This is a genomic window from Kocuria oceani (genome assembly GCF_029524215.1).
In the GTDB taxonomy this organism is placed as follows: domain Bacteria; phylum Actinomycetota; class Actinomycetes; order Actinomycetales; family Micrococcaceae; genus Kocuria; species Kocuria oceani.
In genome coordinates this window covers 81,018-105,931 of sequence record NZ_JARAMH010000014.1, presented here as the reverse complement: position 1 = coordinate 105,931, position 24,914 = coordinate 81,018, and the positions used below count along the sequence as shown (strand labels likewise).

The following is a 24,914-nucleotide window of genomic DNA, read 5'->3' as shown; positions in this document are numbered from 1 at the left end:
GAAGGCCTCCGGTGGGTGAAGCGGTGAACTAGACAGCTCCACTTCACTACCGGAGGCCTTCCCGTGTCAGCCCGACTCACCGCCTTGCGGCGGGACAACCTCCCTGGACATCACACCTAAACCGTCGCGCCTCCACACAGTGCTCTACCTCGAGGGCCGGCCCATCACAGGGCCGGCCCTCGAGGCCATCTAAGGACAAAGTGTCGCCGCCCGAAAAGAGGCGCAACCGAGGGACCTCCGTCTAATTTGCCGAGCCCCTTACGATCTCGGCGTGGATCCGCCATTCTGCGGTGCGCGCCTGCCCCGTGCGGCGATGGGGCCAATGAGGAGATGATCCGCATAGAGCCTGGTCCGCCTACGAGCGTTCGCTCAGATGGTCGTCAGCACAGGGAGTTCCCGGATCCGCCGGTAGAGAGTGGCACGGGACATCCCGAGGTCCCGTGCCACCTGGGTCGCCGGCTCCCCACCCTCGATGAGCCGGACGGCGTTGCGGATCTGGGAGTCGGTGAAGGTCTGCCGGCGCCCGCCCAGGTCCTTGCCGGCGGCCCGGCGTTTGGCCACCGAGTCGGTAATCCGTTCCCGCTTGATCTCTAGCTCCATCTGCGCCAGGGCGGCCATGACGGTGAAGACCATGGAGCCCATCGGTGTCGCGGTGTCCACGTCTCCCCCACCCAGGTTCAGCACCCGCAACCCGGCACCTCTCCCCCGCAACGCCTCAGCGAAGACCAGCATGTTTTGCGTCGAACGACCCAGACGGTCCAGTGTCGTGATGACCAGCGTGTCGCCCGCCTCGAGAGCGGCCACCGCCTGGTCGAAAGCGGGACGGGACGCACGGCTCCCAGACGCTCCACTGTCTACGTACACGTCATCACGTCGAACGCCGGCACTCAGAAGGTCAGACACTTGGCGGTCTGCGTCTTGCTGCCGTGTCGACACCCTCGCGTATCCGATCAGCTTCCCCATGTCTACCTCATCTGTCTCGCAACTAACGTTGAGTATCCGATTTTAGAGGCATAGATAAAGCACAAGGATGCGAGACACCCGGAACCGCGCAATCATGCGGGCGCAAATTTTCGGAGCGAGACGTCTCGCATCCCATACTTTTGAAGACACAGCAAATGATCTGCGCATGAGTGTCAAGCGCAAGACTGCGGTGGTTGCGATGAATCACACTATCGCCGATCACAATCCATAAGGGGATTATGAGGTTTGACGAGTGCAACGAAAGGATGACTCCTCTGGCCAACGTGCTGAGCGTGACCACCCAGAAGCGCGGGGTGATACCGCGGGACAATGCCGCCCACAGCCTCGCAGGCAACGCCGATACGTCTTTACGGTACGACCGCCACGTCATGGCGCTGCGCGCCATGACGACTCCTACTCGCACGCCTACGCGGTCCACAGCGGATTAAGACGCGGCTCCGGGCAGGCCATCGTCTCGGCAACCGCTTTTGCCGCTCACTACGACACCGAAACCACCGCCACCCGGCGATGGAGAACGGCATGCTCTGCGTGGACCTCACCGAGGAGGGCACCGTCATCACTGGTAACCGCACCAAGACCACGGCAGCGGCAGACTCCGCGGAACCAGTAGAAGCAACCATCGACGAAGTGTCCCTTGAAGAGTCCGACGACGACCCTTACCGCCCCTGGCCCACACCCCCACCCGGGAATCGAAATAATTCTCGCCTATGGTCCAGAAAGTTAAAGTGCACCTCGAAGACGACCTCGACTGTGGCCGCGCAAAAGACACCATCCAGTCCAGCCTCGACGGCAAGGACTACGAGCGGCCCTTCCACCGCCAACGCCGAGAATTTGCGTGAAGCCCTGCCCCCTTACGCAGAGACCGGCCTAAAGGCGACACGCAGCGGCGGCCTCCGCAGCACCCGATCCCGCGCTGCGGGCAGCGACCCGGACACCGCCAAGATGCGAGCCTGAGCGAAGGAACCCGGCTACGAAGTCTCAGATCGCGGCCGCATCCACCAGACTGTCAAGGACGCCTGATACGCGGCCCGGTGAATCTAGCGAATGGGGTGTGAGAACGGGCTGACCCAGGGCCCGCTCTTGAACGAGCTCTGGACCAGTCCGTTCTCAACAGGCGCAGTTTGGGTAGTGCTCAGACTGTCTGCAGCGACGCATTCTCGTCGACCGGCAGCGACCGGGTGTAGTCCTTGAGCCACTCCCGCAGCTCCGGGCCCAGGTCCTCCCGCTCCGAAGCCAGGATGATGTTGGCCTTCAGGTAGCTGAGCTTGTCGCCGGTGTCGTAGCGGCGGCCCTTGAAGACCACCCCGTACACCCCGCCGCCGGCCCCGTCGCGCCCGGCCAGGGTCTGCAGCGCGTCGGTGAGCTGGATCTCCCCGCCGCGGCCCGGGGCCGTGTTCTCCAGCACCTCGAACACGTCCGGGTGCAGCACGTAGCGGCCGATGATGGCCAGGTTCGACGGCGCCTCCTCCGGGGCCGGCTTCTCCACCAGCCCGTTGATCCGCACGTACTCGTCGCCCTCCACCGCGCTCACGTCGGCGCAGCCGTAGGAGCTGATCTGCTCGGGCTCGACCTCCATCAGCGCCACCACGGAGCCGCCGGTGCGCTCCTGGACCTCGATCATCTGGGTCAGCAGGTCGTCGCGGGCGTCGATGAGGTCATCGCCCAGCAGCACCGCGAAGGGCTCGTCGCCCACGTGGATCTTGGCCCGCAGCACCGCGTGCCCCAGCCCCTTGGGATCGGCCTGGCGCAGGTAGTGGATCTCCCCCAGCTCCGAGGCGTGCTCGACCTCGCGCAGCAGGGCGGTCTTGCCGGACTCCTCCAGCTGGTGCTCCAGGGCCGGCACCCGGTCGAAGTGGTCCTCGAGAGCTCTCTTGGACCGGCCGGTGATCATCAGCACGTCCTGCAGACCGGCGTCCACGGCCTCCTGCACCACGTACTGGATGGCCGGGCGGTCCACGACCGGCAGCATCTCCTTGGGCATGGCCTTCGTCGCGGGCAGGAACCGGGTGCCGAGCCCGGCGGCGGGGATCACGGCCTTGCGGACCGCGCGGGAGTCATCGCTTGCATTCATAGGCACACGCTAACTGTGCGATCGACAAGCACCCGAATCGAAGACGTCCCGCCTCGCAGTGCGAGACGGGACGTCTCCGTGCCCGTGCGGGGTCACGGGTACACGTCCCGGGGGAAAGGGACAGTCAGACGCTAGCAGAAGGGAACACCGATGGTTCCGACGAGGTCAGCGGGGCGTGTGAGCCTCGGAGCATCAGGCCGCCGCTTGACCCCAGGATCGCTGACGTCGTGCTCCGTCTTGTCCCTCATTCGCAGTACAGCGGTGGGTCGCCGCTACTAGACACCTCACGATGACGTGCGGGGATACCCACATGGCATCGGGGCGAACCACGGCTTCCCTTGCACATTCATGAGAGATTGATCACTTCTTTTGCGTATGCACCGTTGTTACCGGCAAGCTAACTTCGGCGGAGGGCAGGGGATGTCTTACCGCGTCTAGTTCATCGGGCGTTGTCGCGACGGGGGTCGCGGGCGTTTCCCGATTCGCAGGGGGAACCATGAGATCGATCCAGTCCTTGGTGCACGACGCCTTCAGTCGGCGCCGCACCGCAGTCATCGTGTCGGCTCTGTTGCTGACGGCCCTCGTGCCGGCGGCCGTCGACCGGCTCACCCAGTCCAGTCTGACGCTCCTGGCTCTGACCGGGGGGCTGCTGGTCGTATCCGTGGTCGCGCTGATGATGCGCGGTGGGGCCCCTGGCATGGTCGGCAACGATCCGGACTCGCCGGTGAGCAGCCGGGGTGGGGTGAACCTCCTGCTGTACCTGTCCCCGGTGATCTTCCTCAACATCGTCTTTCCTCTGGTCAGTCCCCGGATGGCCGAGGCCACGGTCGGAGGCGTGCAGCTGACCTACGTGGTGCTGGCGTCCTCGATCACCGTGCCGTGGCTGGCGCAGGCGGCGTGCATGCCCGCCTACCGTGCCATCGGCGGGTTGATGGCCGAGCGGGACATGGAACAGATCACTCGCCGGTTCTGCCAGGTGTGGCCTGCGATGTTCGTCCAGACGCTGCCGCTGGTCGGGCTGTTCGCGGTCCCGCTGTGGCTGGCCACCGGCTGGTCGGCCCAGGCCATGGGCACCTACCTGGTGCTGTGCGGGGCGCACGTGTTGTTCGTGCAGTCCTTGGTGCTGGCCAATGTCGGGGAACGACGCGGGCTGTGGGCACTGGCCTGGGGCGCCTACGCCATGGCCCTGGCCGCGGCACCGACGCTGTGGATCCTGCCGCCCGTGTTGGCCGCCGCCACCCAGATCGCGGCCATGGGCAAGCACCTGACCCACGCCCGCTCCTTCGAACGCCTGGGACACCGCAACTTCGCCGGAGACGTGATCCGGGGGCTGCTGCTCGGTGCGGTGCTGTGGGCGGACAAGTTCGTGCTCTTCCTCGTCACCGACGGCACCTTCCAGGTGGTGGTGGTGTTCATGGGTATGCTCCCGGCGGTGCTGGCCTACAACTTCTACTTCGTGAACCTGGCCCCGCACGTGGACCGTGCCGTGGCCGGGCTCCACCGGGCGATCGAACGCGAGCCGCTGCCGGTGCTGGCCTCCCACTCCACGCTGCTCAGCCACATCGTCGATCGTGCAGTGCTGCGCACCGGGGCGATCGGGATGGCCCTGACCTTGGCGGCCTCGATGCTGCTGGGCGGGCTGCAGCCGGCCCACGTGCTGCTGGCCGTGGCCGTGTCGGTGGCCTCCTGGACGTTCATGATGCTCACGCTGCTCAGCTACGAGCTGGACTACATCGGGGAGAAGATCACCGCCCAGGCCCTCAGCGCCGCCCACCTGCTGGTGTGCGTGCTCGCGTTCACCGCCCTGGGCACCAATGGCGCATACGGCGTGCTGCTGCTGGCCGACCTCGTGCTCGTGGCCGTGGCCTGGGGGCTGTACAAGCGCCACTGGATCCAGCCGGAGTACACCCTGTTCTGGCGCCACGCCACCTCCTGGTAACACACCCCCCTCACCCGCCGCACCACCGGTCGGCGCGCCTGCACGAGGACCGAAGCCCGGCACCCGGTGCGATTCCCCGGCCCGGTGCCCACCGGCCAAGATCACCCCTGTCTCCTGAGGAGCCCCTGGCATGTATCCCTTCACTCTCTCCCGCGCCAAGCACCGCGCCACCACCACGGACGCTCTGGGCCTGTTGCCGGCTCAGCGGCAGCGCCAGCAGGAGTACGAGGAGGTGGACGTGGCCATCGTGATGGAGTCCACCTACCCCTATCTCAAGGGCGGGGTGTCGGCGGTGGTCCACGACATCGTCGTGGGCAACCCTGACCTGACCTACGGCATCATCCACATTGCCTGGGACTCCTCCAGCCCCCATGAGGATCTCTACGGCATGCCCTCGAACGTGAAGTGGGTGCGGGTGGTGTACCTGAGCATGCAGGAGCACCGGCACGACTTCATGGCCGCGCGCACCAAAGACCTGGGCATGACCTCCCCCCAGCGAGCCGAGCTGTCGAACCGGATCTTCGACGCCCTCTACGCCTTGTCCGAGCGGCGGGAGACCGAGCCGCTATGGCAACTGATCGATGAAGGGTTCAATGAGCGGACCCGGGCGTACCCGCTGTGGGCGGTGCTGGGCTCCAAGGAGTTCATGCACGCACTCACCGAGCGCATGCCCCAGCTGGGCCTGTCGCTGTCGGAGTCCTTCTGGGTGCTGCGCGGCTTCTTCTCCCTGGCCTATGCCGTGCTCGGCGAGACCATGCCCAAGGCCCGGGTCTACCACGCGCACACCACCGGATACGCTTCCCTGCTCGGTGCCGCCGCGGCCCGCGACCACGGGACCTCCTTCCTGCTCACCGAGCACAACCTCTATGTGCGCGACACGGTCAACACCCTGCTGGAGCGGAACATGGCCCTGTCCATCACCTCCACGGACTACCGCACCTTCGACGTCACCGCCGAGCAGCGGGCCTGGATGGCCTGGTGGATCGAGATGGGCCACTTCTGCTACCCCAGCGCCGAAGTCATCACCTACCTCTACCCCACCGCGATCACCGAGGCCGCCGAACTGGGCACCGACATCGACAAGGCGGTGGTGCTGCCCAACGGCATGACCATCGAGGAGTTCGAGGAGAAGTACCACGCCCGCCAGGCCGCCGTGGAGAAGATCGCCCAGGACCGGGACCAGCACACCTGGAAGCTGGTCTACATCGCCCGGGTGGTGCCCATCAAGGGACTGATGGATCTGCTCTCCAGCATGGACATCCTCAAGCGCCACGGATATCCCAACCTGCACCTGGACGTGCTGGGCCCCACCGAGCACGTCCCGGAGTACTACGAGGCCTGCCTGGCCAAGATCGAAGCCCTCGGCCTGCAGGACATGGTGACCATCCACGGCACCGTCAACGTCCGGGACATGCTCGACCAGTTCGACCTGCTGGTGCTGCCCAGCTACAACGAGGGCCAGCCCATCGTGGTGCTCGAGGCCATGGCCGCCGGCATCCCCACCGTCGGGTCCAACGTCGGGGGCATGAGCCAGCTGGTCGCCGATGACCTGCACACCGCCGACGGCAGGACCTGGGGGGCCTGCGGCGAGTTGCTCTCCGCCGGTGATGTCGAGGGCATGGCCCGCCAGATCCGCACCGTCATCGAGGACACCGACCGCTACCGCACCTACTGCGCCAACGCCCGCGGACGGGTGGAGGACTTCTTCCAGCTCCACGAAGTGATGTCCTCCTACAACCAGATTTACCGCATGCTCGGGAACATGGACGCCGAACGCAACTACGAGTACACCGCGAACCCTGCGATCGCTGCGGATACCGAGGCCATCGAGATCGTCTCGTGAGCGGGGTGGGCGCCTGGATCCGCTACGGCGATCCGATCAGTGCCGCACAGATCGACTTCGCCGCCGAGCACTACCGTGCGGCGATCCTGCAGCCGTGGGAGCTCGAGGCCGCAGCGGAGTTGAAGGAACGCCGCCCGGACATGACCGTGCTGTGCTACAAGTGCCTGTCCTCCACCCGCAGCTACGAGCCCGGGCCCCTCTACAGCTCAGGGGTCTCCTACGCCGAGGCCGACCAGGAGTGGTTCGCCCGGCGAACCACCGGTGAACGGGTCGAGTGGGAACGCTACCCCGGGCACTGGCAGATGACCGTGTGGTCATCCGACTACCGGGCACGCTGGGTCGACAACGTCACGGCCGAGCTCACCGACTCGCCTTTCGACGGAGTGATGGCCGACAACGACGTCTTCGACGACTACTACGGCCTGAACCTGCCGCTGCGCGAGGCCGGATCGATGGCCGAGCTGCGCGAAGGCCTCGACGCGTTGGTGCACGCCGCCGGCGGCGCGCTGAACGAGGTGGGGAAAGTCCTGGTCCCCAACATCGCCGAGTCCCGGCGACAACCCGGACGATGGGACGCCCACGCCTCCTACGGAGGCGGGTTCGAGGAGGTGTGGCTGGGCTACAGCCCCACCGATCTCTTCGACCCGGACACAACCGAGGCCCAGCTTCCCCAGGCCACCGGCCCCGGGCTGAGCATCCTGCGGGTGCCCACCGACGGCAACGACGACCACCCCAACTTCCGCTACGGACTGGCGGCGTTCTGGATCTTCGGCGCAGGCCGGGGCGCGTACTCCGCCACCGGCCACGACGACTACAACCACACCCAGCACGTGGCCGAACTCGACTGGGACCTCGGCGCCCCGCTGCAGGACCCGGTGCGGCGAGGACACACCTGGTCCCGCGAGTTCACCGGTGGGTGGGCCGCGGTGAACTTCAACAGGGACGGACGGCGACGACGACGCCTGAAAGTGCCACCCGGCATGATCGACGCCCACGGCGACCCGGTCGGCTCTCACCTGGTGCTGGCCCCGCACCGCGGGCAGGTGCTGCGACGCGCCTAACCCACGAGGGTTCACATGTGCAACTCATGAGCCAGTGTGGGTCATTATGTGCACATGAAAACGATGACCGTCGCGACGGTCCTGCTTGCCGGTGCGCTCACGGCCCTGTCCACCGCACCGGCCCCCGTGGTTGCCACCAGCCTCACGTCCGCCACTGCCAGTGACCGCGCGCCTCGGCTTCCGGCGTACTTGCAGGGCTACCGGCAAGGCCAGCTGCTGTGCCCCGGCGCCGCACTGGTCGGCAAGGTGTCCGTGGCCATCGTCGATCCCATGATGGCGACCACCGATGCCCCCGGGGACTGCACCCTGCGGGACATGAAGGCCGCCAACCCGGACACCCAGTTCCTGGCCTACCTCAACGTCGGCGCAATGCGCCCCTGGGAGCACTGGAACGGCATCTTCCAGAACTCCTGCGCCGACATGAGCGATCGGCGCAGCGCCCAGTACGCCGTCACCACCACCAACCCGGCCGTGGCCACCACCTCCGCCGGACACGCCGGCTATCCCGACTTCTCCTACCTCACCGTCGCCGACCTCTCCCCCGCCTACGCGAAAGCCTGCGCGGAAACCGCGCATAAGATCCTCACCACCGATGCCGAACGCGGCAGCACGGACGCCCCGCCGGCCCGCTTCGACGGCATCTTCCTCGATGACACCTCCCTGTCCCCAGCACACGGCCAGGACATGGTCGACATCGGCCAGTGGGGCCCCTGGGCCGACGACGACGCCTACGGGCGCGCCATGATCGATACCGTCGCCCGCATCGACTCCGCCCTGACCGAATTCATGGGCACCGACGTGCCCGTGGCGATGAACCTGGGCCTCTACCCGGCGTGGAACAACCAGGTGGACCTGGCCCTGGAACTGGCTGCCACCGGTGCGGTGGACTTCGCCCTGCGCGAGCACAGCACCGCCGAGAGCACCGGCGCCCCCTTCTCCCCGGAACGGATGCACGAAGAAGCCGCCGCCTTCCGCGCCATCACCTCCGCCGGGCTGCCTATCGTCCAGCACGACTACTCCGTGCCCCTGCGTCAGGTGTCGACCATCGCCTACGACCGCGGCCTACCCATCGACGGCTCTGCAGCCTGCCTCCAAGACGACTCCGAGAACCGCACCCAGGTCGTCGAAGCCGCAGATCAGCGCCGCACCCTGGACCACCGGTTCACCCTGGGCAACGTCCTGCTCCACCGCACCCCGGACACCACCACCATGACAGCGACCCTCAATCAGGCCGAACCCACCTGCCAGGACAACGCCTGGGACGACGACCGGCACTGGGAAGACGTCACCCGCGCCTCCGTGGACACCACGGACCCGCAGATCACCGCCCTGACCCAGGCCCTCACCTCCTCCACCCACCCAGTGGCCGCCCCGTTCCAGGACAACGGTGTTCTGATCACCAAGCTGTCCGACGGAAGCGTTCTGGCGGTCAACCAGAGCCTGGATACCCGCAGCGTCCACATCTTCGGCACAGACCTCACCGTCCCGGGTCGCTCAGCCACCATCGACTGATGATCTACATGCGCCCCATCAGCACAAACACCCCAGCACCGCCACATTCGTCACGTGCCAGCACGCCACGTGAGCTCTCCCGTGGACGCTGGAAGTGGCTCTCGAGAGCGCGCTTCGGGCAGTAACCCGGACACCGCCAAGATCCGGGCCTGGGCGAAGGAGAACGGCCACGAGGTCTCCGACCGCGGCCGGATCCACCAAACCGTCAAGAACGCCTACTACGCCGCCCACTGAGCCTGCGGTCTCCCCGGTCGAGACGATGCACGGTAGACGGCCCTCGCCCCAGCGGGGGCCGTCCATCGTCGCGTGCGGGGTGGACAGCACCGCCCGCACGGGCCCGGCGTTGAGGACGTGCGTGGTTCGACGCGCCGCGGTGAGCTGATCGGCCTCTCCCGGCGGACTCGGCTGCATAGGCTCGCTGCACACACTCCCGCAGCACCCATCCACCTCAGCCCCCTGCCCCGCCTCGAGCCCCCGACGACAGGAGCACTTCATGCCCCGCACCACAACCGCCCTGCTGGCCCTGTCCGCCGTGGTGCTCACCGGCTGCGGGCCCACCACCGACGAGGTGACTTCGATGGTGACCGCCGGCGCCACCACCTACGACGATGCCCTGGAGTTGCGCGAGGACATCATCGCCGCCGGCCTCCAGTGCCCGAGCACAGACCAGCGAGTGGTCCCAGCCGAGGACGGGATCGCCTATCTCGTGTGCAACAAGGGCATGACGGCCATAGCCATGGCCGTAGCCAGCTCCAATGAGGACATGGAAGAACTCGTGAGCTCCCGCAACAACACCGGCCCCGGCTCTACACCGGTGCTGCATGCGGCCAACTGGATGGTCGTGGCCCGACACGAAGCACCCTTGCGGCAGCTGCAGACCGAACTCGGCGGCACGATCATCCCGGTCCCCTGAGCTACCCCTCTCCCTTCCCACGCGAGGCCCTGCCCACACCCCGTAGGTGCCACTGCGCCTATCACCGGGACCTGCCCCGACAGGCACAGTGACCACGATCGGTGCGATAACCCGTAACCGGCTCTCCTGCACCGACAGCGGAGCCAATATCGGCGCCGCCACACTGCGGCCGCCCGGGCTGAACCTGCCGGCCGGAGGATGACACTGGGGCCTGGCCACCGTCGTCGTCGAAGGCGCCCACCCACAGCATCTACTGCTCCCCCGCGACGGGCACCACGCAGAGCGCTCCACACCGTCCCTGGCCCTTCACCCGCAGTGACGGACCCTGCGAGCACCATGGCCGCTGACTCAACTTCCCTGGCCTGCCGACGGAACTGGGGACAATATGAAAGTCGATCTTTTACGTACTTCGCGATAGCGTTGACGTATCACGCCAGGTGATCAGTCGGGGGGCTGCATCGCACGGTGTGGACCGTGTCCGAGTGCTCAGCCGGGGGGCTCAGCGACTCGACATCGGTCGAACGGCCGCCGCCCTGGCGGCAGAAGACACCGGGACCGCGAGGTCTGTCGTCGGGGGGCGATTCTTCTGCCACCAGGTCGGCGGCCCTCACACCACCCACACCCCGACCTGCTGCCCCGCGGGGCCTCGTGCTGTTCTTCTGGTGCAGGGGCGGCGCCAGCGCCCGACGGATAACCCGCGTTCATGCGGGGGCTTCCCCGATGGAGCAGGGCCCCGTCTTCGCGCCCCGACCTCGCAGGAGGAATCCATGGACGGCACACAAAGGGCCGGGGCGAACACGGCCCGGGACGCATCCTTATTGGATGCCTGCGCCCGAACGGCCGCCTTCACCAGCCTGCGGCCGGCCCTGGACGCCCTCGCTGCTGAGGCCGGCACCGACCCCCGCCTCAGCCCCGACTCCCGCCGCGTGCTGCGCGCGGTGACGCGCACCCACCCCACCGACACCCTGGCCCTGGCCGGCCTCGCCGCACGCGCCAGTACACCCAAAACCCGGATCCCGGATGCCCTGCACGAACTGGAAGCCCGCGGCTACCTCGCACGACTGACCCACATCGCACCCCACCTGGCTGCAGCACTATCGGAACTCATCCGACTGACGCCGCCCCCCTCCCAGGTCGAGTCTTACAACCTGGGTGGATCACACCCCTTTGATTGATGGACAGCTTGCATGTCTGCAGATCCACCATTTGAAGGATTCCAGGGCGAGCGCGAGGTGCGCCTCCGGCTGTCAGCATATGGATGCATACTGCTCTCATGAGGACGAGGCGGCAGGCGGCTCGGTGCCGCAACAGCGCGGGGGAATCATGCACGTTGGCTATCGAAACTATTGAGCCGCGCACCGTGATGAGCCGATGACCCGTCCCAACCTCTCCGCCCTGCTGGCCGACCTGCGCCAGGAGGGAGACCTGCTCGAAGAGCTGCTGCGGCCGCTGTCCGCGGAGGACTGGGACCTCCCCACCCCGGCGGAGGGCTGGACGATCCGCCACCAGATCGCCCACCTCACCTGGACGGAGCGGACCGTGCTCACTGCCCTCGAGGAGCCGGAGGTCTTCGCGCAGTTGCGGGAGCGGTTCGCGGCGGAGACCGACGTCGTCGACCGCGGCGCCCAGGAGGGAGCCGCGCGGCCCCCGGCCGAGATCCTGGCGTCCTGGCAGGACAGCCGGCGCCGTGTGCTCGAGCGGCTCGCCGCCGTGCCGGAAGGCGAGCGCATCCCGTGGATCGGCCCGCCCATGGGGGCGCCCATGATGGCCAGCGCCCGGATCATGGAGACCTTCGCCCACGGCCAGGACGTCCGCGACGCCCTCGGGGTTCCCCCGGTCGCCTCGCAGCGGCTGCGGCACGTCGCCCACCTGGGCGTGGCCACCCGCGACTACGCCTTCAAGCAGCGCCAGCTGGACCCGCCGGCCGAGCCGTTCCGCGTCGAGCTCACCCACGAGGACAAGACCTGGACCTGGGGACCGGCCGAGGCAGCTCAACGCGTCCACGGCCCCGCCCTGGACTTCGCCCTGCTCGCCACCCGGCGGCGGCACCGCCAGGACGGGAGCCTCGTCGCGGAAGGACCCGACGCCGACGCCTGGCTCGACATCGTCCAGGCCTTCGCCGGCCGACCGGGCCCGGGGCGAGCCCCGCTGTCGTAGGCCGCATGCGGAGGAAGCACCGGGGCGGGTAGCGGCGACGTTGCTGGTGGCACAGCCGGTTGGGGTGACGAGCTCGGCCGAGCGCTGGAGCAGGCAACTCACGCTGAGTGGGCCGCGCTGTCGGCGCTCCCGGCGCCAATCCGTCACATGCCGCCAGGACCCTTAGTCCCGGGCGCTGCCGAGTCCTAGCGTGAAGGCAACCAGGCGCCACAGGAGCACAACAGCGACCATCGGAGACCGGGAGAACGCATGAGCGCGCGCACGGAGGACCAGGGCAACCGCAGCGTCACCGCGCCGGACGGACGCCGCCTGGAGTTCCGGCTCATCGGCCCGCCCGGCGGCCTGCCGGTGGTCTTCCACCACGGCGCGCCTGGCGCCGCGGTCCCGTTCGGGCCGCTCGAGCGCGCGGCTACGGAGCGCGGGCTGCAAGTGCTCACCGTCTCGCGCCCCGGCTACGGCACCTCGGACCCGCTCCCAGAAGAGACGGCCCCCGGCACGGTGGCCGGCGCCGTGGCCGACACTCTATGCGTGCTGGACAACGTGGGTGCGGAGCAGTTCCTCGCCCTGGGCTGGTCCAGTGGCGGCCCGCGCGCCCTGGCGTGCGGCGCGCTGCTGCCCGGCCGCTGCCGCGCGGTCGCCTCGCTGGCCGGCTACGCCCCGCCGCGCGCCGAGGGACTGGACCCGGTCGCCGGGATGGACGAGGACAGCGCGGCCGAGTTCACCGCCGCCCGGCAGGGTCGCCGGGCACTCGAGGCCTACCTCGAGGAGCAGGTGCAGGCCATGACCGCGGCCGCCTCGGCGCCGGACGGCGACGTCGTCGAGCTGCTGCGCGCCATGCTCCCGCCGGTGGACCGGGCGGTGATGACCGGGGACTTCGCCGACTACGTCATGGGCGCGGCCGAGCACTCCCGGCGCCAGGGCATCGTGGGCTGGCGCGACGACGACCTGGCGGTAAACCGCCCCTGGGGCTTCGCCGTGGAGGAGATCGCCGTGCCCACCCGGATCTGGCACGGCCGGGAGGACCGCACCGTCCCCTTGGCCCACGGGGAGTGGCTCGCCGCGCGCATACCAGGCGCCTGGGCGCACCTGCTGGAGCACGAGGGGCACCTCTCCCTCGTGGCCCAACTCGACCGGGTCCTGGACAACCTGCTCGACGCCGCCGAGGTCGACGAGGGCGGGATGTAGGGCAGGCACGCCGGAAGGGTCCGCGAAGAGAACCGACCCACACCGGCGGTCATGACAAGCGCCATAATTTCTTTTAGCGAATTCTTGTTTGAACCTTGTGACCCACAAAGATGTCGCCCTTTCCGCCCCTGCCAAGGAGCCGCTCACGTCGGCCGCCTAATGCTCCGTGAAGCATTCCCCGCGGTTTCTCGCGCCATAACGCGCGTGTCACCCCCGGACGCCCCGCCCCAGGGCAGAGGCGGACTCGCCAGCGGACACGAGTGGAACAGAGCCCCAGGTCAAGCCCACTTTTGTCTTGAGATGCGCCTACCAGAGGATCCCCGTCGGCGCCCCTCCCCAAGCAGCTTCGCGCGAACGCGAAGGCTCACGGCCGGATTGCAGCAGATTCCGAGACACGCCCGTGATGAAAACGAGACTTTCTCGTTACTTTTCGATTAGTGTTCTCTCCGTGCCGATTCCCCCACTTATCGGCACCCCCGTGCACATCGCCGAATTCTGCCGGTGCCCGGGGCCCCCTGAACACATCGCTCGGCAGAAGCGGGGGAACCAGAAACGGTCCCTCCCCTGGGACCTAGGGGTTAAGTCGCCAGGGCCTCCACCCTGCGACCGGGTGTCTCCCACCCGCATCCGACAGCTCACCTCGCAGGCAAGAGGGAGGACATCACTCATGCCCATCTTCCACTCCCGCACGCCCCGCCACCGCGCCCAGCGCGCGTTCCCCCTGGGACGCACGGCGACCATGGCGGTCGCCGCCGGCGCCATGGCGCTCGGCAGCGTGGCTCCGGCCCAGGCCGCCCCGGCCGCAGCCCCCCAGCAGCTCCTCAGCATCCAGTCCCAGTCCGGCAAGGCCGCGACCATCGCCGCCGCGGCCAAGAGCCAGCTCGGTGTGGGTCAGGACTGCACCTCTCTGGTCACCAAGTCCCTGCGTGCGGCCGGGATCAACCACCACGGGTGGCCGGTCTCCTACCTGAATCTCGGCCACCGGGTCTCCGCCGCCCAGGCCCAGCCCGGTGACCTGGTCTACTACGCCAACGGCGGCATGGGCTTCGCCCACATCGCCGTGTACATCGGCGGCAGCAAGGCCGTCCACGGCGGCTGGAACGGCCACCAGACGGTCATCCAGACCGTCCACGTCGGCTCGGGACCCGTCTACATCCGCGTGCGCTGACCCCACGCATGTGAGCGGGAGCGCGGTTCCGACGGAACCGCGCTCCCGCTCACATCGGGACGACGTCTGGAACGGGGAAACCCCACGGCACTGCTCCCTGTCGGAATTGGTTACCGCACCACCCTTCACAGCCTGATATATGAGTCGTATGCTCAGGGTGGATCCGCCCACGGATCGACCGCCAACTCGACGAGGAGTGGAACAGCATGCGAGAACTCGCGCACCGGCTCGACCGGCTGGGCACCGAAACCGCCTTCAGCGTCGCCCAGGCCGCGGCCGCCTGGAAGGCGCAGGGGAACCGCGTGTACCCCTTCCACCTCGGCGACATCAACATCCCGACGGCCCCGCACATCATCGAGGCCATGAACCGGGCCATCGCCGACGGCTACACGGGCTACTGCCCCGGCCCCGGCATCCCCCAGCTGCGGGAGGCCCTCGCCGAGGACCTCGGCTCGCGCCGCGGCATCGACCTCACCCCCGAGAACATCGTCGTGATGACCGGCGGCAAGCCCGTCATCACGAAGTTCCTGCAGGCGGTCATGAACCCAAGCCAGGAGGTGCTCTACCCGAACCCCGGCTTCCCGATCTACGAGTCGCAGATCGAGTACCTCGGCGGCACGGCGGTGCCGTACCGCTACCTCCCCACGGAGAGCGGCTTCGCGATCGACCTCGACCAGGTGCGCGCCTCGATCACCTCGAACACGGTCGCCATCATCTACAACGACCTGCAGAACCCCATCTCGGCCGAGTCGACGGCGGCCGAGCGCGAGGCCATCGCTCAGCTGGCCCAGGAGCACAACCTCTGGGTGCTCTCCGACGAGGCCTACTTCGAGACGCGCTACGAGGGGGTCTCGAGCTCGATCGCGTCGCTCCCCGGCATGGCCGAGCGCACCGTCATCCTGTACACGTTCAGCAAGAAGTTCGCCATGACCGGCTCGCGCCTCGGCTGCGCCGTCGCGCCGCCCGAGATCGCCAAGGTGCTGAGCACCCTCAACACCAACGACGAGTCCTGCACCACGCACTACGTGCAGTGGGCCGGCGTCGAGGCGCTCCGCGGCCCCCAGGAGCCCGTGCAGCAGATGCTCGACGTCCTGCGTGAGCGCCGAGACGCCGCCTGCGAGCTCGTGAACGCGACTCCCGGCATGCACGTTGCCGTGCCGCAGTCGACCTTCTACCTGTTCCCGGACGTCACCGCCGCCATGGAGCGCATGGGGTACACGGCGGTCGGCGACTTCGCCACGGCGGCGCTGCACGAGACCGGCGTCTCCTTCTGCACGAGGGAGCACTTCGGCCGGCGCCTGCCGGGTGAGGAGCAGCAGTACATCCGGCTCGCCTACTCGGGCATCGACGTCGCCGACATCCGCGACGGCCTCGGCCGCCTGTGCCAGTGGATCGAGTCGGCATGAGCCGGGTCGTCGTCACGGGACAGGTGCCCGACGCCGCCGTCGAGAAGCTTCGCGCCGCGCACGAGGTCGACGCCTGGCCGGGCCCGCAGTCGATCGACCGCGAAGAGCTCCTGCGCCGCGTGGCCGGCGCCGACGCCGTGGTGAGCCTGCTGACCGAACGCGTCGACGCGGAGCTTCTCGACGCCGCCGGCCCGCAGCTTCAGGTGGTCGCGAACGTCGCCGTCGGCTACGACAACATCGACGTGCCGGCCTGCAGCGAGCGCGGCGTCGTGGCCACCAACACCCCCGGGGTGCTCACGGAGGCCACCGCGGACATCGCGCTGGGCCTCGTCCTCATGGCGACCCGCCGGCTCGGCGAGGGGGAACGGCTCATCCGCTCCGGCCAGGAGTGGAAGTGGGGCATGTTCTTCCTGCTCGGCAGCAGCCTGCAGGGCAAGACCCTCGGCGTCGTCGGCATGGGCGGCATCGGCCAGGCGACCGCGCGCAGGGCCAAGGCCTTCGGCATGGAGATCGTCTACCAGTCGCGCAGCGAGATCGATCCCGGGGTCGCCGCCGAGCTGGGCGCCCGGCGGGTCGAGCTCGACGAGCTGCTGGCCGTCTCCGACGTCGTGTCGCTGCACTGCCCCTACGGGCCCGCCACGCGCCATCTGATCGGCCCCGAGCAGCTGGCGGCGATGAAGGACACCGCGTACCTCGTCAACACCGCGCGCGGACCGATCGTCGACGAGGCGGCGCTCGCGTCCGCGCTGCGCGAGGGCCGGATCGCGGGCGCCGGACTGGACGTCTACGAGCACGAGCCGCAGGTGCATCCCGACCTGCTGGAGCTCGACAACGTGGTGCTGGTGCCGCACCTGGGCTCCGCCACCGTGGAGACGCGCACCGCGATGGCGGTGCTCGCCGCCGACAACGTGCTCGCCGTGCTCGGCGGGGAACGGCCGCCGACGCCGATCGGGTAGCGGCCGGGCCGTCCGTCGCTCAGGACAGGACCGCGGTGACCGGCTCCCGGACGTCATCCGCCGTCGGACGCGGCGTCCGGGCCCGCACCGGCCCGGGCGTCGACGCCCCGCCGGGTATGGCACTTTTCTGACTCCCATCGATTCCCTGCCAGATCCGTGGGAGCATGGACCCATGATCAGCAACGTGGCCGTCATCGTGTTCCACGAGGTCTCCCCCTTCGAGCTCGGGGTGGCCTGCGAGGCCTGGGCGATCGACCGCTCCGGGGACGGGCTGCCGGTCATGGACTTCGCCGTGTGCAGCCCGGACGGGCGGCCGGTCCGCACGATCGCCGGCTTCGACGTGGCCGTCCAGCACGGGCTCGACCGGGTGGCCGAGGCGGATCTCGTGGTCCTCCCGGCCATCTCGCGGAACCGGGACGTTCCGGCCGAGGTGGTCCGCGCACTGCACGCGGCCCACGACCGCGGCGCCCGGATCCTGTCCATCTGCTCGGGCGCCTTCGTGCTGGGGGCCGCCGGGCTGCTCGACGGCCGCCGCTGCACCACGCACTGGATGCACACCGCGGAACTGGCCGAGCGGTTCCCGGCCGCCCAGGTGGTGCCCGAGGTCCTCTACGTGGAGGACGGCACCATCCTCACCAGCGCCGGCACCGCGGCAGGCCTGGACGCCTGCCTGCACCTGTGGCGCCAGGAGTTCGGCTCGGCGGCCGCCAACACCGTGGCCCGGCGCATGGTCGTGCCGCCGCAGCGCCAGGGCGGGCAGGCGCAGTTCATCAAGGACCCGGTCCCCGAGCAGCGGGCCGAGACGCTGGACCCGCTGCTCACCTGGATCGTGGGGCACCTCGACGAACCGCTCGACGTCGACGCCCTGGCCCGGCGCGCCGCCATGTCCCCGCGCACCTTCGCCCGCCGGTTCCGCGACGAGACCGGCACCACGCCGCACGCCTGGATCACCGCCCGGCGCCTGCACCGGGCCGAGCAGCTCCTCGAGGAGACCGACCTACCCGTCGAGCGCATCGCCGCGGACGTGGGCTTCGGCAACGCGGCCACGCTGCGCCACCATTTCACCCGGATCCGCCGGCTCAGCCCGCAGCAGTACCGCCGCCGCTTCGCGGCCGCCGTTTGAGCAGCACCGCCTGAGCGCCACTTCGGCCGCGGAGGCGGCTGAGGTCGTTGGCCGTGGTCGCGGTCAGGGCCCGAGAAGTGCCGCCTGACGAGCCGGGACGAGGCATCGACGGAAATGGCAGGAATCGACCGGAGGTAGGCATTTCTGCCACTCGTGCGGGGAGGTCCGAGCGACCAGGCTTGTCAGTGTGAGAGTGAGCCGGATCGGACCGGCGCACCACAGGCAAGGAGCCCACCATGATGACGGACCTGTTCCTGATGCTGACCACAGCCGCGGTGCTGTCGGTGTACACGCTGATCGGGCGCCTGGCGATTCCCGCGGAGGACCGGGTCCCGCTGCGCGACCTCGGCTGGGACGGCTGGGTGCACACGCTGCGGCGCAGCCTGGTGGTGCTGGGCGACTCCGCCCCGGGCGTCGGCGCTGCGCGGGGACGATGAGGGATCGGAGCCGACCATGGCGGCCCGGCAGGACGAGGGCCCCGGTGCGTGTTCGCACCGGGGCCCCGTTGCTGGCGTCTAGAGGTCGTGCTCCTCCAGGACGTCGAGGTTGCGGAAGACGGGTTCGCCGTCCATGAGCTCTGTCAGCTTCCGCGCGTACTCCTGGGTCTCCGGGAGGTTCGAGTTCTCCATGGCGGACTCGTAGGAGTCGAAGTGGACGATGTGGGTGTAGCGGTTCGGGTCGTCGCGGTCCTGCGTCGACAGGACCCGCCGGGCGGTCCTGTTCCCCTGGGAGCTGCGCTCCCACTCCGCGACGATCTTCTCCACCTCCTCCGGCTTCGAGGTGCTGAACTCGATCAGCTGGACGAAGGCCATGACGCACGCTCCTTCGGATCTGGCCCTTTCCGGGGCCAACAGTTTAAGTCCGAGTCCTTGCGCTGGAGTGAGTGGACGAAGAATGACAGCCCGTAGCGTGGACCCCACCACCTGCCGGGCGTCCCGCTGCCCATGGACCGCCCGACGCCCCACCCCGACCAGGAGAGCCCGACCCGATGAAGATCCTGATTCCCGACACCACGGACATCGACCCCACGGACCTCACCGACCACGAGGTCGTCCGCTACGACGCGGCGGTCCCCGTCCCGGCGGAGCACGCCGACGCGGAGGTCGTCGTCGTCTGGGGCACCCCGCCCGACGCCCTGCAGGAGACGGCCCGCCGGCTCTCCCGCGTGCAGCTGGTGCAGGCGCTGGCGGCCGGTCCGGACAGCGTCCTGGAGGCCGGGTTCCGCGAGGAGGCCGTGATCTGCACCGGGGTCGGCCTGCACACCCTGCCCGTGGCCGAGCACGCGCTGGCGCTCATGCTCCACCTGGTCCGGCAGCTGCCGGCCGCGGCCCGGTCCCAGGAGGAGCACTCCTGGGACCCGCGGCTGGGCGGGCTGCAGCCGCTGCACCCCGAGGACCGGGTCACCACGCTCCTGGACGCGCACGTGCTCATCTGGGGGTTCGGCGCCATCGGGCAGCACCTGGCCGGCCTGTGCACCGCCCTGGGCGCCCGGGTCACCGGCGTGGCGCGCAGCGCCGGTGAGCGCGGCGGATACCCGGTCGTCACCCCGGAGCAGCTGCCCGCGCACCTGCCCGGGACGGACGTGCTCGTCCTGATCCTGCCGCACGACCCGGCGACCGAGCGGGCGCTGAACCGTGAGCGGCTCGACGCCCTGCCCCCGCGCGCCCTCGTCGTGAACGTGGGCCGGGGATCGACCGTCGACGAGGACGCACTGGTGGACGCCCTCGACGCCGAGTCCATCGCCGGCGCGGCGATCGACGTCGCCGCCCAGGAGCCGCTGCCCGCGGAGTCCCCCCTGTGGTCGGCGCCGCACCTGACCATCACCCCGCACATGGCCGGCGGCCGGCCCATCGGGGCCGCGCCGCTGCTGCTCGAGAACCTCCGGGCCCTGGCGCAGGGCGGCGCGTACACCAACCGGGTCAACCGCACGTGAGCACCGGACCGGGGCGTCCGGTGACGCGCAGCGCCCGTTCCTGACGACGGCCTCGCGCACACCGCTCAGGAGCACCGTTCGGAAGAGCCCGCCGGGACGCCCAGCAGGGCATCCAGCCCCTCGGCCCCCGTCCTTGCCGGCCGACCGGAATGCCCGCTTTCCGGACGTCGGACTTGTGGGAGCCCCCTCCGCGCCGCAAGGATGAACCCGTGCCCGAACCCTGCCTCGGGGACCTCCCGCCGCAGCACGTCCGCGGCGGCCCGCCGGCGGGAGGCTCTGCACGCGGTGTGCAACCGATCAGGTGCGAGAACCGAAGAACCCCGACAGGAACGGCGGTAGGGCCCATGAACTGGTATCTGGTGTGGATCGTGGGGTTCCTGCTCCTCCTCTTCGCCGTCAGCGTGCGGTCGGCGCAGACGGTGAAGACCGCGGACGACTACGCGATGGCCGACTTCCGCCTCGGCTTCTTCCCGATCTGCGGCTCGGTCATCGCCACGGTGACGGGCTCGGCGGCGCTGATCGGCGGGGCCGGCCAGGGCTTCGAGCTGGGGATCTCCTACGCCGTCACCGTCATCAGCTTCACCCTGTTCACGATCGTCGCGGTGCTGGTCCTGGGTCCCACGATCCGCGCCCTGCGGCTCTACACCGTCCCGGAGCTGTTCGCCCGCCGGTTCGGGAAGCTCTCGGCCCTGATCCCGGCGCTGATCATCGGCTTCCTCTACATGACCCCCACGTTCGGCATGCAGCTGGTGGGCATGAGCTCGATCCTGTCCTCGATCACCGACCTGCCGGTCTTCTGGGGCATCGTCCTCGGCTTCGCGGTGACCCTGGTGTTCACCATGATCGGCGGAATGCCCAGCGTGGCCTGGACCGACACCGTCCAGACCGTCGTCATCGTGGCCGGTGTGGCGCTCATGCTCGTGCTGGGCATCGTGTACGTGGGCGGCCCCTCGGTCGTCGTCGAGGCCACCCCCGGCCGCCTGCTGGACTTCGGCAGCATCGGCTTCACGGAGCTGCTCAACTGGTTCCTGGTCTTCGGGCCGTTCTACATCGTCTGGCAGACCACGTGGCAGCGCCTGACGGCGGCCCGCTCCACCCGGACCGGGATCTCCGCCGTCGTCGTCGGGTTCGTCATCTCCGGGGTCATCGCGGTGCTGGCCATCCTCATCGGCATCACCGCGGTCCAGGCGTTCCCGGCCGGGACGGACCCGGACGCCGTCTACACGTCGTTCGTCGCGGAGGTGTTCCCCGGGTCCGTCGGCGGTCTGCTCATGGTCTCGCTGCTGGCGGCCCTGCTCACCGGCGCCACGTCGTTCCTGCTGAGCGGGGCGATCAACATCTCGAAGGACATCTACCAGGGGTGGGTCAACCCTGCGGCCGACGACGCCAGGATCCTGCGCGTCTCCCGTCTGTCGGTCGGCTTCATGGCCGTACTCGGCCTGCTGATCGCCCTGTGGGTCGAGGACATCATCGCGATCTACCAGGTGGCGCTGTCCTTCACGGCGGCCGCGCTGGTCGCGCCGGTGCTCGCGGCCATGTTCTGGGAGCGGGCCACGAAGGCCGGCGTCATCGTCAGCACGATCGGCGCCCTGGCCGCGACCCTGCTCTGGCGCCTGGCCGGGCAGCCGTTCGGCCTGCACGAGATCGCGCCGGGCCTCGTGGTCTCGGCCGTGCTGCTGGTCGTGGTGAGCCTCCTGACGCCCCACGCGCGGGAGGAGCAGGTCACCGCCTACGTCCACGAGTTCCGCCGCGGCCGCCTGCGCGCACCGGACGCGCCGGACGCGCCGACGGAGGACACCGCGGCGCCGACGGGGCAGGACGGTCCGAGCCTCGCGGCACCCCGCCGCGACGGCCGGGACTGAGCCGACCCCGCGGACGCCCGAGCCCACCACCGAGAGGACCCCATGGAGCCCACCACCGTCTACCCGGCCCGCACCGTCCGCACCATGGACCCGGCCCGGCCCGTGGTGGAGGCCGTCGCCGTGCGCGGCGACCGGATCCGCGCCGTCGGAGGCGTCGCCGAGCTGCTGTCCTATCCGGGCGCGGAACTCGACGAGCGATACGCGGACGCCGTCCTGCTGCCCGGCTTCGTCGAGGCGCACAGCCACGCCGGCTCCGGCAACGTGTGGGCCAGCACGTACGTGGGCCTCGTGGACCGCACCGATCCCGACGGGCGCCGGTGGCCCGGCTGCCGGACCATCGACGAGGTGCTGGACCGGCTGCGGGAGGCGCAGGCGGAGCTGGACGCCCCGGACGCTCCCCTGCTGGCCTGGGGCCTGGATCCCATCTACTTCCCGGGGCAGCCGCTCGCCGCCGCGGAACTGGACCGGGTCTCCGCCACGCGCCCGATCCACGTCTCCCACACCAGCGGGCACGTGTGCGCCGTGAACTCCGCGGTCCTGGACCGGTTCGGCATCGACGCCGCCACCCCCGTTCCCGGGGTGGTCAAGGACGACGCGGGCCGGCCCACCGGGGAGCTGCGGGAGTTCGCGGCGATGGGCCTCGTCGGCGAGCTCACCGCGGGCTCCGGCCTGCTCACCATCGACGCGCGGGCGCTGCGCCGGTTCGGCCAGGACGGGGTCAACACGGGCACCACCACGCTGACCGACCTGGGGTCGCTGATCCTGATGGACGACGACGGCGTGGCGCTGTACCGCTCGAGCGTCGACGACGACTTCCCGGCCCGGCTCAACGTCTTCCACTTCGGCGCCGGCGTGGGTCCCGTGTCCCGCTCCCTGCCCGAGGCCGCGCAACGGCTGGTCCGGCTCCGGGAGCTGAACACGGAGCGGCTGCGCTTCGGCAACGTCAAGCTCATGCTGGACGGCTCCATCCAGGGCTTCACCGCACGCCTGCTGGAGCCGGGCTACCTCAACGGCGAGCCGAACGGGATCTGGGCCGTGAGCCCGGAGGAGTTCCGCGAGGCCTTCGAGACGTTCCACCGGGCCGGGCTGCTGATCCACGTGCACTGCAACGGGGACCAGACCACCCAGCTCTTCCTGGACACGCTCGAGGCCGTGCTCGTGGCGCACCCCCGCCCCGACCACCGGCACACCTGCACGCACTCGCAGCTGAGCACCGCCGCCCAGTACCGGCGGATGGCCGCCCTGGGCGCGTGCGCCAACGTCTTCGCCAACCACATCTGGGCCTGGGGCGACCAGCACATGGATCTCACCGTGGGCCCGGACCGGGCGGCGCGCATGAACGCCGCCGCCACGGCGCTGCGGCTGGGCGTGCCGATCTCGCTGCACTCCGACACCCCGGTCACGCCGCTGGGCCCGCTGCACTCGGTCAAGCACGCCGTGACGCGGCTGACGGTGTCCGGACGGGTCATGGGCGAGCACGAGCGGATCGGCGTGCAGGAGGCCCTGGAGGCCGTCACCGTCGGCGGGGCGTACCTGCTGAAGATGGACCACGAGGTCGGCTCGCTCGAGGCCGGCAAGTTCGCGGACCTGGCCGTCCTGGCCGAGGACCCGCTCGCCGTGGCCCCCGAGGAGATCGGGGACATCCACGTCCTCGGCACGGTGGTCGGCGGCCGCCACCACGCCACCCGGGTCCCGGCCCCGCCGGCGGGCGCAGCGCCGTGACCGCCCGGCTGGGGATCATCGGCGGCTACCTGGGCTCCGGGAAGTCCACGCTGGTGAACCGGCTGCTGGCCGGGGTGCTGCCCGGCCGGACCGCCGTGGTCGTCAACGACTTCGGCAGTGTCAACATCGACGCGGACCTCATCGCCTCGGCCTCCGGGGACACGATCGAGCTGACCAACGGGTGCATCTGCTGCCAGATCAGCGACGACGCCCTGCGCACCATGACCGCCCTGGCCGCCCGCGGGGACCTGGACCACGTGCTGTGCGAGGTCAGCGGCGTGGGCGACCCCGCCCAGCTGGCCGCGTGGCGGGACTTCCCGGGCTTCTCCCCCGGCCCGGTGCTGGTCTGCGCGGACGCGACCGCCGTGCGCCGGCTGCTGCGGGACGAGTACGTCGGGGACACCGTGCGGCGCCAGCTCACCGCGGCCGAGGTGGTGCTCGTGACGAAGACCGACCTCGCGCTGCCCGCCGAGACGCAGGAGGCCGTGGAGGCCTGCCGGGAGGCCGCACCGCGGGCGCGTCTGCTCGTGCAGGATCCCACCGACCCCGGCGCGGCGGCGACGGCCGCCTTCGCCGGCCCGGTCCCGGGGACGCAGAACGGCGGAGCGCCGCCGGACGACCCCGCGGACCGCCACGCGACGACCCACAGGTCCACCGCCCTGGAGGACCTCGGCCCGCTCGACGTCGCCGCGTTCGCCCGGGTGCTGGCCGGGCAGGCGGGGCGGCTGGTCCGGGCCAAGGGATTCCTCCAGGATCCGGCCGGGCGGTGGCACGAGATCCAGCTCTCGGGCGGACGGGTGGACCTGCGCCCCCGCCCGCCCGGCCGGCCCGCACCGGAGCACCCGGTCCTGGTGCTCATCGCGGCGGACCCGGACGCCGAGGACATCCTGGGCGAGGTCCGTACCGTCCTGCTCCACGCAGCGACGTCCCCGCCGGGGTGAGCCCCGGCCTCGGCGGCTCGGTCGTTTCCGCGGTGGACGCCGGCTTCCCCGGCGTCGTCCGGGACCGAGTTATCGGGATGGTCCCGGCCGGGGGCTTCGCGCCCGCAACGAAATGTTGCCTGTGGTGTGCGTCATATT

At 69.8% G+C, this 24,914-nt stretch carries 21 protein-coding genes, 1 pseudogene and 1 riboswitch; of the genes and pseudogenes, 19 read left to right on the top strand and 3 right to left on the bottom strand.

Annotated features, from left to right (window positions below):
• Positions 1-369: 369 nt before the first annotated feature.
• Complete coding sequence (locus tag PU704_RS14905; RefSeq protein WP_277551867.1) at positions 370-963, bottom strand: recombinase family protein; 594 nt, start codon at positions 961-963, stop codon at positions 370-372.
• A gap of 728 nt (positions 964-1,691) precedes the next feature.
• Between PU704_RS14905 and PU704_RS14900 the strand changes: the two genes are divergently transcribed.
• Positions 1,692-1,823, top strand: coding sequence for an Lsr2 dimerization domain-containing protein (locus tag PU704_RS14900; RefSeq protein WP_277551866.1), 132 nt, complete (start codon positions 1,692-1,694; stop codon positions 1,821-1,823).
• Positions 1,824-2,116: 293 nt separating this feature from the next.
• Here PU704_RS14900 and galU read toward each other — a convergent pair whose 3' ends face one another.
• Positions 2,117-3,055: a UTP--glucose-1-phosphate uridylyltransferase GalU gene (gene galU / locus PU704_RS14895; RefSeq protein ID WP_277551865.1), complete on the bottom strand. Its 939-nt coding sequence runs from the start codon at positions 3,053-3,055 to the stop codon at positions 2,117-2,119.
• Positions 3,056-3,551: 496 nt separating this feature from the next.
• Here galU and PU704_RS14890 point away from each other — a divergent pair, with 496 nt between their 5' ends.
• The 14 genes and pseudogenes from PU704_RS14890 (at position 3,552) to PU704_RS14825 (ending at position 18,755) form a co-directional block, all read left to right on the top strand.
• Positions 3,552-4,994 carry a hypothetical protein gene (locus PU704_RS14890; protein WP_277551864.1) on the top strand — a complete coding sequence of 481 codons (1,443 nt, stop codon included), beginning with the start codon at positions 3,552-3,554 and terminating at the stop codon, positions 4,992-4,994.
• 130 nt (positions 4,995-5,124) lie between these two features.
• The gene (gene pelF / locus PU704_RS14885) at positions 5,125-6,837 is read left to right on the top strand and encodes a GT4 family glycosyltransferase PelF (RefSeq protein WP_277551863.1); all 1,713 of its coding nucleotides are present in this window, start codon (positions 5,125-5,127) and stop codon (positions 6,835-6,837) included.
• Positions 6,834-7,898 (top strand): putative glycoside hydrolase, encoded by a 1,065-nt coding sequence (locus PU704_RS14880; RefSeq protein ID WP_277551862.1) that lies wholly within the window; start codon positions 6,834-6,836, stop codon positions 7,896-7,898. The genes pelF and PU704_RS14880 overlap by 4 nt, the downstream gene beginning before the upstream one ends.
• Positions 7,899-7,952: 54 nt before the next feature.
• Complete coding sequence (locus PU704_RS14875; RefSeq protein ID WP_277551861.1) at positions 7,953-9,410, top strand: hypothetical protein; 1,458 nt, start codon at positions 7,953-7,955, stop codon at positions 9,408-9,410.
• 123 nt (positions 9,411-9,533) lie between these two features.
• A pseudogene (locus tag PU704_RS14870) lies at positions 9,534-9,644 on the top strand (Lsr2 family DNA-binding protein); the annotation flags it as partial.
• Between the two features lie 259 nt (positions 9,645-9,903).
• Positions 9,904-10,323: a hypothetical protein gene (locus PU704_RS14865; protein ID WP_277551860.1), complete on the top strand. Its 420-nt coding sequence runs from the start codon at positions 9,904-9,906 to the stop codon at positions 10,321-10,323.
• Positions 10,324-11,090: 767 nt separating this feature from the next.
• Positions 11,091-11,498, top strand: a complete 408-nt coding sequence (locus tag PU704_RS14860) for a hypothetical protein (protein WP_277551859.1) — start codon at positions 11,091-11,093, stop codon at positions 11,496-11,498.
• A gap of 196 nt (positions 11,499-11,694) precedes the next feature.
• A complete protein-coding gene (locus PU704_RS14855) occupies positions 11,695-12,480 on the top strand; it encodes a TIGR03084 family metal-binding protein (protein ID WP_277551858.1) in 786 nt (261 codons plus the stop codon).
• Between the two features lie 249 nt (positions 12,481-12,729).
• Positions 12,730-13,665, top strand: coding sequence for an alpha/beta fold hydrolase (locus tag PU704_RS14850; RefSeq protein WP_277551857.1), 936 nt, complete (start codon positions 12,730-12,732; stop codon positions 13,663-13,665).
• A gap of 476 nt (positions 13,666-14,141) precedes the next feature.
• Positions 14,142-14,327, top strand: a riboswitch (cyclic di-AMP (ydaO/yuaA leader).
• A gap of 5 nt (positions 14,328-14,332) precedes the next feature.
• Positions 14,333-14,833, top strand: a complete 501-nt coding sequence (locus PU704_RS14845; protein WP_380113435.1) for an NlpC/P60 family protein — start codon at positions 14,333-14,335, stop codon at positions 14,831-14,833.
• Between the two features lie 206 nt (positions 14,834-15,039).
• Complete coding sequence (locus PU704_RS14840; protein WP_277551856.1) at positions 15,040-16,239, top strand: pyridoxal phosphate-dependent aminotransferase; 1,200 nt, start codon at positions 15,040-15,042, stop codon at positions 16,237-16,239.
• A complete protein-coding gene (locus PU704_RS14835; protein ID WP_277551855.1) occupies positions 16,236-17,195 on the top strand; it encodes a 2-hydroxyacid dehydrogenase in 960 nt (319 codons plus the stop codon). Before PU704_RS14840 ends, PU704_RS14835 begins: the two co-directional genes overlap by 4 nt.
• Positions 17,196-17,367: 172 nt before the next feature.
• The gene (locus tag PU704_RS14830) at positions 17,368-18,318 is read left to right on the top strand and encodes a helix-turn-helix domain-containing protein (RefSeq protein WP_277551854.1); all 951 of its coding nucleotides are present in this window, start codon (positions 17,368-17,370) and stop codon (positions 18,316-18,318) included.
• Positions 18,319-18,554: 236 nt separating this feature from the next.
• Entirely contained in the window at positions 18,555-18,755 is a 201-nt protein-coding gene (locus PU704_RS14825) for a hypothetical protein (RefSeq protein ID WP_277551853.1), read from the top strand.
• A 78-nt stretch (positions 18,756-18,833) separates the two neighbouring features.
• Here PU704_RS14825 and PU704_RS14820 read toward each other — a convergent pair whose 3' ends face one another.
• Positions 18,834-19,130: a hypothetical protein gene (locus PU704_RS14820; RefSeq protein ID WP_047803756.1), complete on the bottom strand. Its 297-nt coding sequence runs from the start codon at positions 19,128-19,130 to the stop codon at positions 18,834-18,836.
• A gap of 176 nt (positions 19,131-19,306) precedes the next feature.
• On the opposite strand from PU704_RS14820, the gene PU704_RS14815 reads away from it, so the two are divergent.
• From PU704_RS14815 to PU704_RS14800, 4 genes are all read left to right on the top strand, one after another.
• Positions 19,307-20,251, top strand: a complete 945-nt coding sequence (locus PU704_RS14815) for an NAD(P)-dependent oxidoreductase (RefSeq protein WP_277551852.1) — start codon at positions 19,307-19,309, stop codon at positions 20,249-20,251.
• Between the two features lie 344 nt (positions 20,252-20,595).
• Positions 20,596-22,113 (top strand): sodium:solute symporter family protein, encoded by a 1,518-nt coding sequence (locus tag PU704_RS14810; RefSeq protein ID WP_277551851.1) that lies wholly within the window; start codon positions 20,596-20,598, stop codon positions 22,111-22,113.
• A 42-nt stretch (positions 22,114-22,155) separates the two neighbouring features.
• The gene (locus PU704_RS14805) at positions 22,156-23,835 is read left to right on the top strand and encodes an amidohydrolase (protein ID WP_047803758.1); all 1,680 of its coding nucleotides are present in this window, start codon (positions 22,156-22,158) and stop codon (positions 23,833-23,835) included.
• On the top strand, positions 23,832-24,776 hold the full coding sequence (locus PU704_RS14800) for a CobW family GTP-binding protein (RefSeq protein WP_053004939.1): 945 nt from the start codon (positions 23,832-23,834) through the stop codon (positions 24,774-24,776). The genes PU704_RS14805 and PU704_RS14800 overlap by 4 nt, the downstream gene beginning before the upstream one ends.
• Positions 24,777-24,914 lie beyond the last annotated feature (138 nt).